At 42.9% G+C, this 13,891-nt stretch carries 13 protein-coding genes and 1 riboswitch; of the genes, 4 read left to right on the plus strand and 9 right to left on the minus strand.

What is annotated here, in order from left to right:
* Positions 1-25 precede the first annotated feature (25 nt).
* Positions 26-1,924 (minus strand): asparagine synthase (glutamine-hydrolyzing), encoded by a 1,899-nt coding sequence (asnB, locus tag NSQ25_RS13785; protein WP_046312154.1) that lies wholly within the window; start codon positions 1,922-1,924, stop codon positions 26-28.
* 148 nt (positions 1,925-2,072) lie between these two features.
* Positions 2,073-3,275, minus strand: a complete 1,203-nt coding sequence (gene metK / locus NSQ25_RS13790; RefSeq protein WP_034279424.1) for a methionine adenosyltransferase — start codon at positions 3,273-3,275, stop codon at positions 2,073-2,075.
* A 195-nt stretch (positions 3,276-3,470) separates the two neighbouring features.
* A riboswitch (SAM riboswitch) is annotated at positions 3,471-3,605 on the minus strand.
* Positions 3,606-3,831: 226 nt separating this feature from the next.
* Here metK and pckA point away from each other — a divergent pair.
* Entirely contained in the window at positions 3,832-5,418 is a 1,587-nt protein-coding gene (gene pckA, locus NSQ25_RS13795; RefSeq protein ID WP_024424910.1) for a phosphoenolpyruvate carboxykinase (ATP), read from the plus strand.
* 42 nt (positions 5,419-5,460) lie between these two features.
* On the opposite strand, the gene NSQ25_RS13800 is transcribed toward pckA, so the two are convergent.
* From NSQ25_RS13800 to NSQ25_RS13825, 6 genes are read right to left on the minus strand one after another with little or no spacing between them, the layout of a single operon-like run.
* Entirely contained in the window at positions 5,461-5,703 is a 243-nt protein-coding gene (locus NSQ25_RS13800; RefSeq protein ID WP_025092385.1) for a DUF2584 domain-containing protein, read from the minus strand.
* Positions 5,704-5,742: 39 nt separating this feature from the next.
* Positions 5,743-6,537, minus strand: coding sequence for a prolyl oligopeptidase family serine peptidase (locus tag NSQ25_RS13805; RefSeq protein WP_041107366.1), 795 nt, complete (start codon positions 6,535-6,537; stop codon positions 5,743-5,745).
* 26 nt (positions 6,538-6,563) lie between these two features.
* A complete protein-coding gene (crtI, locus tag NSQ25_RS13810) occupies positions 6,564-8,045 on the minus strand; it encodes a phytoene desaturase family protein (RefSeq protein WP_326136134.1) in 1,482 nt (493 codons plus the stop codon).
* Entirely contained in the window at positions 8,042-9,169 is a 1,128-nt protein-coding gene (locus NSQ25_RS13815) for a glycosyltransferase (protein ID WP_326136133.1), read from the minus strand. The genes crtI and NSQ25_RS13815 overlap by 4 nt, the downstream gene beginning before the upstream one ends.
* A complete protein-coding gene (locus tag NSQ25_RS13820) occupies positions 9,154-9,900 on the minus strand; it encodes a lysophospholipid acyltransferase family protein (RefSeq protein WP_326136132.1) in 747 nt (248 codons plus the stop codon). The genes NSQ25_RS13815 and NSQ25_RS13820 overlap by 16 nt, the downstream gene beginning before the upstream one ends.
* Entirely contained in the window at positions 9,869-10,597 is a 729-nt protein-coding gene (locus tag NSQ25_RS13825) for a carotenoid biosynthesis protein (protein ID WP_046312165.1), read from the minus strand. Before NSQ25_RS13825 ends, NSQ25_RS13820 begins: the two co-directional genes overlap by 32 nt.
* Before the next feature lie 174 nt (positions 10,598-10,771).
* Here NSQ25_RS13825 and NSQ25_RS13830 point away from each other — a divergent pair, with 174 nt between their 5' ends.
* From NSQ25_RS13830 to NSQ25_RS13840, 3 genes are read left to right on the plus strand one after another with little or no spacing between them, the layout of a single operon-like run.
* Positions 10,772-11,773 carry an ABC transporter substrate-binding protein gene (locus NSQ25_RS13830; RefSeq protein WP_070326296.1) on the plus strand — a complete coding sequence of 334 codons (1,002 nt, stop codon included), beginning with the start codon at positions 10,772-10,774 and terminating at the stop codon, positions 11,771-11,773.
* Between the two features lie 15 nt (positions 11,774-11,788).
* Entirely contained in the window at positions 11,789-12,559 is a 771-nt protein-coding gene (locus tag NSQ25_RS13835; protein WP_326136131.1) for an ABC transporter ATP-binding protein, read from the plus strand.
* Positions 12,546-13,340 carry an ABC transporter permease gene (locus NSQ25_RS13840; RefSeq protein ID WP_214755466.1) on the plus strand — a complete coding sequence of 265 codons (795 nt, stop codon included), beginning with the start codon at positions 12,546-12,548 and terminating at the stop codon, positions 13,338-13,340. Before NSQ25_RS13835 ends, NSQ25_RS13840 begins: the two co-directional genes overlap by 14 nt.
* A gap of 31 nt (positions 13,341-13,371) precedes the next feature.
* Here the strand turns inward: NSQ25_RS13840 and ytkD are convergent, their stop codons facing one another.
* On the minus strand, positions 13,372-13,848 hold the full coding sequence (gene ytkD / locus NSQ25_RS13845) for an RNA deprotection pyrophosphohydrolase (protein WP_034279403.1): 477 nt from the start codon (positions 13,846-13,848) through the stop codon (positions 13,372-13,374).
* Between the last annotated feature and the right edge of the window lie 43 nt (positions 13,849-13,891).

Consider the following 13,891-nt stretch of genomic DNA (forward strand, 5'->3'; position numbering starts at 1 on the left):
GCACAAAGCTGAAAACCTTTTTTCATTAACTGAAGATGACTTCTTTCGGTTGATGATTCAATTGCTCTGGATCAATACTGCGCTCCACATAAATGCTGTGCCAAATCATAAAAATCAGGACGGTCCAAATCTTACGGCTATGATCTGCTTTACCAGCACAATGTTCATTTAATAAATCAAGCACATACGCTTTGTTAATATATTCGTCAGTTTGACTGTTTTTAATGATGTCTTTCGCCCAAGCGTTCATCTCATTTTTCAGCCAATGACGAATTGGAACAGGGAAGCCCAGCTTCTTGCGGTTTAACACATGGTCAGGCACAATGCCTTCTGCTGCTTTACGCAATAAATATTTCGTTGTGCCATCTTTTGTTTTCAGCTCTTCTGGAATTTTAGAAGCCGCTTCAAATACGACCTTATCAAGGAAAGGAACGCGAAGCTCAAGAGAATTCGCCATTGTCATCTTATCTGCTTTCAGTAAGATGTCCCCGCGCATCCACGTATGAATATCAACATATTGCATTTTGTTAATATCACTGTAGCCTGCACTTTCCTCGAAGTATGTCTTCGTCACATCACGATACGTAATGTTCGGATCATACTGCTTTAAGAGGTTTTTCTTTACTGGCTCTTCAAAGATTTTCGCATTACCGATATAACGTTCCTCTAATGGTGTACAGCCGCGGACGATAAAGCTTTTTCCTTTCATTCCTTCTGGCATTAAGCGCGCCAGACGAAGAAGAAGCTTTTTCAGCATAGATGGAACAGATTCAAATGGTTTAAGAGAAAGCGGCTCACGGTAAATATTATATCCACCGAACAGCTCGTCTGCTCCCTCACCAGAAAGAACGACCGTCACTTGTTTCTTCGCTTCCTTTGCCACGAAATACAATGGAATCGCCGCCGGATCAGCTAAAGGATCATCTAAATGCCAAACAATTTTCGGAAGCTCGTTCATATATTCCTCAGGAGAAATTACCGCACTGAAGTTTTGTAAGCCCAGCTTATCAGCCGTTTCCTTCGCTACATCAACTTCACTAAAGCCATCCTGCTGGAAACCAACAGAAAACGTCTTCAGCTCAGGATGAAATTCTTTTGCAACAGATACGATGAAAGAAGAATCGATACCACCTGATAGGAATGAACCAACAGGAACATCACTTCTCATATGAACTTTCACAGAATCATAGATTGCATCGCGGACTTCTTCAATCAGCTTTTGTTCTTGAGTTTGCTCAGGCTTGAATTGAACTTTCCAGTAAGTCTTAAATTCAATCTCCTGTCCTGGGCGTAAAGTAAACTGATGACCAGGCTCTACTTTGTGCACCTTTTGATCAAGTGTATTTGGCTCAGGTACGAACTGGAATGACATGTATTGCTGCAAAGCAGTCTCATCAAATAAAATGTTCTCGTTCACTGCCATCAAGCTTTTGCGTTCAGATGCAAAGTACACTTGCTCATCCATTTGTGTAAAATAAAGCGGTTTGATGCCGAAAGGATCTCTTGCGCCATATAATAATTGCGCTTCTTTATCCCAAATTAAAAATGCAAACATGCCGCGAAGCTTAGAAGCCGCTTCTTCTTTATAATGACGGTATGTAGCAAGAAGTACTTCCGTATCAGAATCTGTGCTGAACGTATAGCCTTTTTTCACAAGCTCTTCCTTCAGCTCCACATAGTTATAAATTTCTCCGTTGAAAATAATCCAATACTTTTCATCTTCATAAGAAAGCGGCTGCTTTCCGTGCTCAACATCTATAATACTTAAACGTCTAAATCCAAATCCTACATGCTCATCATGAAAGTAACCCTCATCATCCGGACCACGATGAACGATGAGACGATTCATTTGTTTAATTAGCTCTTCCTGTTCAGTAGTTTCGGACAATGGACGGTGATTAAATACACCAACAAACCCACACATATTATTGCCTCCACGTTATGTTATTTCTTAAAAGTAGACCTATAATTAGACAGTATTTTGTCCGATTTTGTTTCACATTTTTTCGCTTTTTGAAGATTTTTTTTTAATCAAAAGGAAAACCGCTTAAAATAAGCGGTTTTTTATGTTGTTATTGTCCCAATGCTTCTTTGCGAAGTGTATCGGCTTTATCCGTTTTTTCCCACGGAAGATCTAAGTCGTGACGGCCAAAATGTCCGTATGCAGCTGTTTGTTTGTAGATCGGACGGCGCAGGTCTAGCATTTTAATAATGCCAGCTGGACGAAGATCAAAGTTTGCACGAACCACTTCAATTAATTTTTCTTCTGAAGCTTTTCCTGTCCCGAATGTATCAATTGAAATCGATACAGGCTGTGCAACCCCAATTGCATAAGCAAGCTGTACTTCACAAGAATCTGCAAGGCCGGCAGCTACGATGTTTTTCGCTACGTAACGAGCAGCGTATGCCGCAGAACGGTCAACCTTCGTTGCATCCTTACCTGAGAAAGCACCGCCTCCATGACGAGCGTATCCGCCATACGTATCAACGATGATTTTACGTCCAGTTAAACCAGCATCCCCTTGAGGTCCACCGATCACGAAACGGCCAGTTGGGTTAATGAAGTACTTTGTCTGTTCATCAATCAGTTCACTTGGAACGACAGGACTGATGACATGCTCTTTTAAGTCACTTTGAATTTGTTCAAGCGTCACTTCTGGTGCATGCTGCGTAGAAATAACCACTGTGTCAATACGAACTGGTTTGTTTTGCTCATCATATTCAACTGTGACTTGTGTTTTTCCGTCTGGACGAAGGTATGCAAGTGTTTCATCCTTACGTACTTCTGTTAAACGGCGAGATAATTTATGCGCTAGTGAAATCGGCAGCGGCATGAGCTCTTCGGTTTCGTTATTGGCAAAACCAAACATCAATCCTTGGTCACCTGCACCAATCGCATCAATTTCTTCTTCCGTCATTGTTCCTTCACGTGCTTCAAGCGCTTTGTCTACGCCTTGCGCAATATCAGCAGACTGTTCATCAATTGATGTAAGTACAGCACATGTTTCCGCATCAAAACCATATTTCGCACGTGTGTAGCCAATTTCCTTAATTGTGTCACGCACCGTCTTTGGAATATCGACATAAGTAGACGTTGTAATTTCACCGCTTACTAATACGAGACCGGTTGTAACAGAAGTTTCACAGGCAACACGTGCATTTGGATCTTTCTTTAAAATTTCATCCAAAATGCTGTCTGAAATTTGATCACAGATTTTATCCGGATGTCCTTCTGTCACTGATTCTGAAGTAAATAAACGACGATTTTGACTCATAATGGCTATTTCCTCCTGTACAAGACCACATCATCCCAAGATGAGGCCTCCAATATGATACGGAACTCGTTCCCTCTTATATTTGAAAACGTTTATATTAGAGATGTTATTGGCAATTTGTTCATATGATATCCCAAAAATAAAAAAACCATTTCCTTCATTGCGAGGAAAGGGTCTGAGATCGCATGCCTTTCACTCTTATCGCTCAAGGTGTTCTTGTACCTTGCATCAGGTTAGCACCTTGGTTTCTCAGCATTTTCATGCCTTTTAAATAAGAAACCGGTTGCTGGGCTTCATCGGGCCTGTCCCTCCACCAACTCGGGATAAGAGTATCCGTTCAATAAGATATCTTATCTTAAACCCTTGCGTCATGTCAATGCTTCATAAGAATTATCTCCCTCTTTTTTCTCCTCACCATTAGCATCACCAAAAAGCATATTTTCATAGCAGAAATGAAAAAACACACACAAAAATTTTTAAATAGTATAGACTATTATTATTAATGTGTTATACTAATCGAAACAAACAAATTCAACGGTAAAGGAAGGGTTTTTTTATGAACTCAGTGGATTTAAAAGAAGATTTGCAGTCATTGCTCTCATTAGAAAATACGCACCAAAATTTATCTGTTCCGAAACTTGTTGAAAAGATTTTGGCACGTAATGAAGGCGTTTTAACATCAACTGGAGCTGTCCGCGCCACAACTGGAGCCTACACAGGACGTTCGCCTAAAGATAAATTTATCGTCAAAGAAGAAAGCTCTGAACATAAAATCGATTGGGGTCAAGTAAACCAGCCGATCTCCAAAGAAGCATTTGACCGTTTATATACAAAGGTTGTGTCATACCTAAAAGAACGTGATGAACTATTCGTCTTTGAAGGGTTTGCAGGCGCTGACGAAAGATATCGTATGCCGATTACAGTTGTAAACGAATTCGCATGGCACAATCTTTTTGCCAAGCAGCTATTTATCAGACCTGACGGGTCAACACCTTCTTCAAACGAAAAACCTTTCACCATCTTATCTGCACCGCACTTTAAAGCAGATCCTGCAACAGATGGCACAAACTCTGAAACGTTTATCATCGTTTCTTTTGAAAAACGCACGATTCTTATCGGTGGAACAGAATATGCAGGAGAAATGAAAAAGTCCATTTTCTCTGTGATGAACTACCTGCTTCCTGAGCAAGATATTTTATCCATGCACTGCTCAGCAAACGTAGGTCAAGAAGGCGATGTAGCCTTATTCTTCGGGCTTTCAGGTACTGGGAAAACGACGCTTTCTGCAAGCGCAAGCCGCAAGCTGATCGGAGACGATGAACACGGCTGGTCTGGCACAGGGGTCTTCAATATCGAGGGCGGATGCTATGCGAAATGTGTGAACTTAAGTGAAGAAAAAGAACCTCAGATCTACAAAGCGATCAGCTTCGGATCAGTTCTTGAGAACGTTGTGCTTGATGAAGAAACACGTGAAGCGGATTACGATGATACTTTCTTTACTGAAAATACACGCGCTGCTTACCCAATCGAAATGATTGATAACATCGTGAAACCAAGTATCGCAGGACATCCATCTGCCATTGTCTTTTTAACAGCGGATGCGTTTGGCGTCTTACCTCCAATCAGCCGTTTAACAAAAGAGCAGGCAATGTACCATTTCTTGAGCGGGTACACAAGTAAATTAGCTGGAACTGAGCGCGGTGTCACATCACCAGAAACGACATTCTCTACTTGCTTCGGTTCACCATTCCTTCCTCTTCCAGCTCACGTCTATGCTGAAATGCTTGGCAAAAAGATTGATGAGCACGGTGCAAAAGTATTCCTTGTGAATACAGGCTGGACTGGCGGAGGCTACGGTACAGGCAAACGAATGAATCTCGCTCATACAAGAGCAATGGTGCAGGCAGCAATCGAAGGTGACCTTGACAATGCCGAGATGATTACTGATGACATCTTTGGCTTACACATCCCGCTTCATATACCTGGTGTACCAGATGAAGTGCTTCAACCTGCTAAAACATGGGATGACCAAGAGGCTTATCAAGAAAAAGCACACTTCCTTGCCAATGAATTTAAAAAGAACTTCCAAAAATTCAGCCACGCGGCAAGTGACATTGAAGCCAAAGGCGGTCCACTCGTATAACCAAATGAAAAAAGCTGAGGAGAATAAAATCCCTCAGCTTTTTTAGTTTGTTGAATGCAGGGACACAAGACGGTACGTCACCTTCGTGACATTGTCTGTCAGCTCCAGCTTTTCAACATGTGCAGTCCCTGTTTTTTCTCCGTCTTTCGTTTTGCGCACCTCAAGTGGAATATTTAATGGATAAATGCGGTATCCATCCTTCATGAGTTCAAATACATTTTCTTCAATTCTTGTCTCTTTTCCCTTTGTGACAATCATTGTATTAAATTCAACAGGCATTCCCATAATGAAAATCCCCCTACTTTCTATATTTCGTTATACTGCTTATTTTACCACATTTCCGCTTTTTCGGCTGTGCATCCATGTGGTCAGCCTTCTCACAATTTCTCGATTATGCTGCGGCGGGAAATAGTGGTTGTATCCGTGGAAATACCATGTCTCCACGGATTTCCCGTGCTGGCGCAGCGCATCTTCTAACAAATACGCATGCTCAATCGATACATTTTGGTCCTCTTCTCCGTGGATGATAAGGACAGGTGCTTCAATTTTGTCCACATCATTTAAAGGGGTTCTGTTCTCATATGCCTCTGGCACCTTATGCGGCGGGCCGCCAATCACACGCTTCATCATCCGTCTCATATCCACACGCTCTTCATAAGTCAGTTTCATATCACTGACGCCTCCCCATGTGACAAAGGAAGCTGCCTCCTGTTTCATTTCAACAGCGGTCCAGATGCCCATAATACCGCCTCGCGAAAAACCAAAGATATGAATGCGGTCCTTCTTCACTTTTTTGTGCTGTTTTAACAGTTGAAAGGCAGCGAACGCATCTTTTCGATCTTCTCCGGCAAAATCTTCGTTCCCTTCGCCTCCTTGGTTTCCCCGGTAAAAGGGAGCAAAGACGACAAAGCCCTGCGCGGCAAATTGCACAATCCGGCCCGGTCTGACCATCCCCACATTTTTAATGCCGCCTCGTAAATACAAAAAGCCGTCGTAGAAACCTTCTCCGGCTGGTTCAGCGAGCAGCCCTTTCATCCGAAGTCCATCTGCCTCATAGGTCACTGTATATAAGTGAATATGCGGATGGGGCGACGGAAACCTTCTTTTTTCCACAATCACTCGATTTCTCTCCTTTTCATCTTTGATTACGTCCATTGCTTCAGCATCGCTTCTGCGACAAGCTGGCCTGATTTTGTCACCATCGGCGTGCCGCCGCCAGGATGACTTGTTCCCCCAACAAACCAAAGTCCTTCAATATCCTTTGACTGATTATTGATGCGAAAGAACGCCTGTTTGAACGAGTTTGAAGACATACCATAAATGGCTCCACGATATGCCCCCGTTTTCTGCTGCAGATCGAGCGGGGTTTGAACCGCTTCATATTCGATAAGCTCATCCAAATCAAAAAGACCTTTTTCCATTAATTTGTTTTTTACATGCTGACGATATGTATCCTTTAGCATGTCCCAATCTTGCTCTTTTGTCACATAAGGTGCATTGGCCAGTACAAACAGGTTGCTTCTTCCCGGTCCTCCGCTTAAAGCTGGTTCTGAATGACCTGAATAGCATATGTATAGCGCCGGGTCTTGAGGCAGCTGTTTTTTCTGAAAAATATCCTTGAATTCTTGCTCATAATCCTCAGGGAAAAACACATTGTGATGGGCCAGCTGTTCATAGACTTTAGGTACACCTAATAAGAGAACAAAGCCCGACAACGACGGTTCAATGCCAGACAGTTTTTGATTTAAATAACGAGGACGGTCTTTTTCATCTATGAGATGACGGTATACAGTCAGCGCATCTGCTCCTGCAATGACTTGATCTGCCTCATACATCTGCTGATCCGTTTCCACTCCTTTGACCTGCCGATCCTTCACATGAATCTTGTTCACTTGTTCATTGAGGTGAATCTGAACACCTAATTCTTTTGCCAGTGTCTCAAATGCCTCAACTAAACGATATGTACCGCCCTGTATTCCATAAATCCCTTTCTCCCCTTCTAAATACGCCATCATATTAAAAATAGCCGGCGCCTCGTAGGGAGAGGAGCCAATATAAGTAGCATACCGTCCAAACATCGCCAATGTATGGGGGTGACGGAAATATTGACGCAGCAGGCGCTGAACGGATGTGAACGGTTTGACAGCGAGAAGTGCTTTCATCAGCTTTAAATCCGCCTTATCCTTCCAGCTCAATAACAGACGATTTAAAAACTGCTCCTCTGCCTTTTGAAAAAGCGCCTTTGATTCCTGCAAAAATGCACGGTATTGCTTCGCATCTTCAGGACTGAATGCAGCAATTTGTGATTCCATTTGCTCCATATTCGGCGTAAACTCGACCGTATGTCCATCTGGAAAAATATTTTTGGTAAGCGGAGAAATCGGATAAAAGGTCACATAATCCTCCATCCGTCTATGACAGGATGTAAACACTTCTTCAAAATATGCCTTCATTGTAATGGTACTCGGTCCTAAATCAAAAGAGTAGCCTGCCTCGTGACGGCGCTGCAATTTCCCGCCTAAAGCCGCTTCTTTTTCTAAAATGGTGACCTGAACCCCGCGTGACTGGAGACGGATCGCGGCTGATAATCCGCCAAGTCCGCCGCCGATGATGATCACTTTTTTCATTGGTACCTTCTTCCTTTCCATTCATACCCTTCTTTTTTCAGACCGATTTTCATAGAAGCAAAGCCAATGGCGATCAGGCTTAAAATACTGAGCGGCAATAAAAAAGCCATTGCAGAGGTCCGCCCGTTTTCAATATAAATTGCCGCTTTAATCGATACACCCAGCCCATAGCAAAGAATCGCTAAGCATATGCTCAAAACATCCAGCTGAAACAATGCGATCATGAAACAAATGACAGGAACCAAATAAAGGAGGGTGTATAAACAAAAGACACTGCTTAACAGAGGAATGCTTCGATTCACGCCCGGGAACAAATTTTTCCGGTAACCTTCCCAAACCTCTTGTCCACTCTCATACATTCTCATATACACAAATGGATGAATGCTTGCAAGTGTGAACGGAAAGCCTTTTTCCTTCACCCTTCTAGCCAAAGCCATGTCATCAACTAATGAATCCTTGATCGCTTCATGCCCGCCAATGTCGTGATAACAATTCTTTTCAATCGCAATAAAACCGCCATGTGCTGCGGCAAAAGCGGGATTCTTAGATTTTCTTACCCATTTCACTGGCAGATGACAGCCAATGGTAAACATCATCATAGGAACCACAAGATGCTCAAAAAATGTACCTGTTTTTTGTTCTGGAAAACCTGACAGCATGCCCGTTTTTTGCATACATAACTGCTTGTATACTGATTCAACTGCCCCTTTTTTTAACCGGACATCCGCATCTAAAAATAGCAGCCAGTCAGAAGCTGCTGCCTCTGCGAGCTGAGAACAGGCATATGATTTACCAAGCCAGCCCCGCTGTAATGGCTGACCTGACTGGACACGGATCCACGGGTATTTTTCTGCGAAGCGCTCCACCATCGCTCTTGTCTGATCTGTCGAATGGTCATCAAGGATGATGAGCTCTTTCGGGTAAAGACGTTGATCAACGATCGACTGAAGACAGGCTTCTATTCGTTTTTCCTCATTTCTCGCTGGAATCAGAATTGATAATGAAATACGTTCACCCGGCGAAAAGGATGCTGGCTTTAAAACAGGAAGCTGCCTCATATTCCATATGGTGAAAATAAACTGACAGAGCAAGAGTACACTGATCACGATTAAGAAGACCGCCATGTTTTCACCCACTTTTTAAAGGAATCAAACGCATCACTTGTTGATTGACTTGTCCTTGTCATCTGTCTAAATTCTTGATTGGTTGAAAAATCAGGGTCAGCGATGACCTGTGCTTGATGTGCGTTTAACTGCGTTTCAAGGAAATCCCTAAGCAGATACGTCACGTCCTTGCTTCGAAGTTCTCCGCCAGATACAAAGGTATCTTCACCAAACACAGCAGATACTGTCGGCTTTTGAAATTGATTAAATGTATAATGCAAGGTCACAGGCTTCACCACAACTTGCTCAAATTGTCTCACTAAAAAAGAAGCCCCGCCCTCCAATTCAAGCGGCCGCACATCCTGATGCATGATTTTCCCCTGTGGAAAAAGCCATACAGCCCTGCCAGCCTGCATGTTCTCTTTTGCCATCATTAATGCTTGCTTCACACTTTTCAGATTCTCTTTCTGAACCGGAAAGGCACCAAGCTTTCGGAAAAAGGCATATTGCTTCAGCTGTTTCTCCTCCATCATCATATAGTGATCGAGTTCGGACGCTTTTTCTGTTAAAAGAAAGATGATCAGTCCATCCCACCAGGAGCTATGATTAGCGAGATAAAGAACAGGCAGCTTCTCGTTTGGGTCCACAGCGCCTTTCATCATCACGCAGCGGAAATGTTTATGAAGTAAATACCGCTCAAGATAAAGAGAAAATATACGTCTAAACGATCGGCTTTTGTCGTTTTCTTTCAAATTGAACCCTTCCTTCACACAAAATAACAATGATTAGCGCTAAATAAAAAATGACATCGAGCCCGCCCTTTAATGCCAGCACACCAAAAAAGAACACCATTGCCTGATAAATACGGCTCGTCCAGCTAAGGGCCTTTTGACCAACCTGAACAAGCGGGAAGAGAAAGGAAAGTCCTGCTCCAATCATACCCCAGCTCACAAAATTCTCAAAAGGAATACCATAAAAACCACCGCCGTCATACCACACCCAAAATTTCCGTTCAGCCGCTACTGGGTCTAATATGAGGTCAAGCAAGACAATCCATATCCCCGTTTCGACAGCTCGTTTCCATTTCGACTGCTGAGTGGATAAAAAAAGGCTGTTTAAAAACACACCAACCCATGCAAAAGCAATGGTTAAAGGCACTCCTGCCACTAGAAAACCTAACGTCGGATAATAGTCATAGGCCCCGAAAGGAAAACCAGTTGTGATCCCTATCCATTCAACCGTAAATGTCAGCACACCGACAATGGCTGCCCTTTTGATCACACCAACCCATGCCCCATAAATATTTCGCCCAATCTCTATCACACAGCAGGCATACAGCACAAGGAAAATGCCATTTGCAAACTGAAGCCATGCTGGCACTTCAAAAGAGACCATTAATATGAGCCCTACTAAATACCATCCAAGAAATACCCAACTCACTCTATACACGAAACCGCCCCTTTATTTCTTCCAAATTCAAGAAAGCATTCATGCTTCTAGTATAGAAAAAAAGACACGTTCTATAAATAAACAATGCGCTTCTTATTTTCATCTAGGCACTCACCAAAAATCCCTTTTGACATACTTTAATTAGTGATCTAGAACAAAGGAGGCGAATTACTCTTGAATCGTTCCATCAAAGTCAGACTGGCATTCATCGTCGTTGTCCTGCTCTTTATTCCATTTGTCGCCTGTAAAAAAGAACAAGAGCAGACCGTACAAGTAGCCGAGGTGACCCATTCGGTTTTTTATGCTCCGCTCTATGTTGCCTTATCTGAGGATTTCTTCAAAGAAGAAGGGCTAGAGGTTGAATTAAAAACGACCTGGGGCGGCGATAAAACGATGACAGCTCTCTTATCCGGCGGTGCAGATATCGCCCTGACCGGATCTGAATCCTCTATCTATGTAGAGGCTCAAGACACAAAAGACTCTGTCATCAACTTTGCACAACTGACACAAACAGACGGTACATTTCTTGTTTCAAGGGAGAAAGTGAGCGAATTCTCTTGGGATCAATTAAAAGGAAAAGACTTTCTTGGACAGCGGAAAGGCGGCATGCCGCAAATGGTCGGTGAATATGTCCTGAAAAAGGAAGGCATTGATGTAAAAAAGGATCTCCGCATGATTCAAAATATTGATTTTGCCAACATTTCAGGTGCTTTCTCCTCTGGAACTGGCGATTTTGTGCAGTTATTCGAACCGACAGCATCCTTAATTGAAAAAGAAGGCAAAGGGTACATTACCGCCTCCTTTGGAGAGGCTTCCGGAAAGGTGCCGTATACCACCTTCATGGCAAAGAAGAGTTACTTAGAGGAAAACAAAGAGACAGCTGAAGCCTTCACTCGCGCCATTTACAAAGCGCAGAAATGGGTAGAATCCAAGCAGCCTGAGGAGATTGCCAAAACCATTCAATCTCATTTTCCTGACACAGAACTTGATGTTTTATCAACTGCCATTAAACGCTACAAACAGCAGGACTCCTATGCAGCAGATCCCCTTCTGAATGAAGAGGAATGGAACAAATTACAGGAAATCATGAAGGAGAGCGATGAATTGCCGAAATTTATCCCGTACAAACAACTTGTCAATTCATCCATTGCAAAGAAGGTCACAGAACACAAATAGAATAGGAGGTAGCACATGTCTTTCCTTCAAATTGACCATGTGACCCACACGTACTTCTCTTTAAAAGAAAAAACAACGGCCATACAGCATATCAATATGGAGATAGACCAAGGAGAATTTATCTCATTTATTGGTCCCAGCGGCTGCGGGAAAACCACCCTGCTGTCTATCATTGCAGGAATAACGCCGCCATCTGAAGGCCGAATTTTAATCGAAGGAAAAGAGCCGAATCAAAAGGAGCATCAAATCGGCTACATGCTCCAGCAAGATTATTTGTTCCCTTGGAAAACCATCAAGGAAAATATCATTCTCGGGTTAAAAATTACTAAGCAAGATTCACATGAAGCCACCTCCGCCGCTCTTGGCTTACTGCCTAAGCTTGGCCTTCATGATGTAGAGGAAAAATACCCGAAGGAGCTGTCAGGCGGTATGAGGCAGCGTGCGGCTCTCGCCCGAACGCTTGCAGTGAATCCCGGTCTGCTTTTACTAGATGAGCCCTTTTCAGCTCTAGACTACCAAACCAAACTCACTTTAGAGGATCTCGTCTTTCATACACTCAAAAACTATCAAAAAACAGCGGTTCTTGTGACACATGACATCGGCGAAGCCATTGCGATGAGTGATCGCATTTTCTTATTCTCAAAGCATCCTGGCTCGATACAGCGAATCTTTACCGTTCCAAATGATCTGAGGACTCTTTCTCCTTTCAAAGCGAGACAGACCCAGAGTTTCCAAGAGCTCTTTCAAACGATTTGGAAGGAGCTGAAAACAGTTGAAACACAGTGACCTTTTACATGAAGCCTATCGCAAAAAATACCGAATGGAAAAACGCATGACCCGAATCTATCAGTTCATTATTTTCGCCAGCTTCTTTTCGCTTTGGGAGCTTGCCAGTCATTTTCGTCTTATTGATCCACTGATATTTAGTTCACCATCAGCAGTCTGCCAATTGTTTGTACAAAAAATATCCGATGGGTCTTTAATAAATCATATGAGTATTACATTATTTGAAACGGTGCTCGGATTTCTACTTGGTACCTTTTGCGGCATTTTGCTCGCTGCCGCCTTATGGTGGTCCACCCGCCTGGCAAACGTTCTTGATCCTTATTTAGTCATTTTAAATGCCATGCCAAAAGTTGCCCTCGCCCCGATTTTAATTGTTGCCCTTGGGCCTGGCATGATCAGCATCGTTGCCATGGGCGCAATCATTAGTGTGATCATTACAACAATCGTCATTTATACAGCCTTTCAAGAGGTCGATGAGAATTATTTAAAGGTGATGAAAACCTTTGGTGCGAAAAAAAGCGTCGTCTTTCGCGAGGTCATTTTGCCAGCTAGTATTCCAACGATGATTTCTGCGATCAAAGTCAATGTCGGCCTTTCTTGGGTTGGGGTTATCGTAGGGGAATTTCTTGTTTCCTCAAAAGGGCTCGGCTACATGATCATTTACGGTTTTCAAGTCTTCAACTTTACACTCGTGTTCTTAAGTCTTTTCATTATTGCCGTATTTGCGACCATCATGTACCAGCTTGTGGAATGGCTCGAACGCCGTTTTCTTCAAAAATAAAAAGCACAGGGATTGTCACCCTGCGCTTTTTTTAACGAATCAAACCGTTCTTTTCTAAATAAGCAAGACTTCGTCTTAACACATCATCTTTCATAATAAAACTGAAATTCTTATTTTTTGCGATGGATCTTGGCAAGTCTGCGAAAAGAACGGGTCCTTTCGTTTCAAAATACGTGTCTTGCTTCACTAGCTTTTCAATATCAGCGAAATAAATATTCTTGACAATGACCTTTTCTCTGCCCAGCACCTGATATTGACCAATATACGTTAATTCACGAACAACAGCACCCGTCTCTTCTTGAATCTCCCGTATAGCGGCTTGGTCTGCTTCTTCATCCGGCTCAACTTTCCCTCCTGGAAACTCATAGCCCCGATCCTCATGTTCAGTGAGCAGCCATTTCCCTTGGTAGCGGCAGATGGCCCAAACATGCTTAGGATGACTTGAAAAAGGCTTCTCCTCAAAAGAGAGCTTGACCGTATTATGATAATAGTCTTTAAATACATGCATGTGAAATCCCTCATATCCTGTCCTTGCTTCTTGTAAAACATCA

This window comes from Bacillus sp. FSL R5-0512 (genome assembly GCF_038593295.1).
GTDB classification, from domain to species: domain Bacteria; phylum Bacillota; class Bacilli; order Bacillales; family Bacillaceae; genus Bacillus; species Bacillus safensis.

Coding starts and splice junctions, on each gene's coding strand:
- asnB (WP_046312154.1), bottom strand. CDS start 1,924: ATGTGTGGGTTTGTTGGTGTATTTAATCACCGTCCATTGTCCGAAACT.
- NSQ25_RS13835 (WP_326136131.1), top strand. CDS start 11,789: ATGTCTTTCCTTCAAATTGACCATGTGACCCACACGTACTTCTCTTTA.
- ytkD (WP_034279403.1), bottom strand. CDS start 13,848: ATGCATGTATTTAAAGACTATTATCATAATACGGTCAAGCTCTCTTTT.
- NSQ25_RS13815 (WP_326136133.1), bottom strand. CDS start 9,169: ATGGCGGTCTTCTTAATCGTGATCAGTGTACTCTTGCTCTGTCAGTTT.
- crtI (WP_326136134.1), bottom strand. CDS start 8,045: ATGAAAAAAGTGATCATCATCGGCGGCGGACTTGGCGGATTATCAGCC.
- metK (WP_034279424.1), bottom strand. CDS start 3,275: ATGAGTCAAAATCGTCGTTTATTTACTTCAGAATCAGTGACAGAAGGA.
- NSQ25_RS13800 (WP_025092385.1), bottom strand. CDS start 5,703: ATGGGAATGCCTGTTGAATTTAATACAATGATTGTCACAAAGGGAAAA.
- pckA (WP_024424910.1), top strand. CDS start 3,832: ATGAACTCAGTGGATTTAAAAGAAGATTTGCAGTCATTGCTCTCATTA.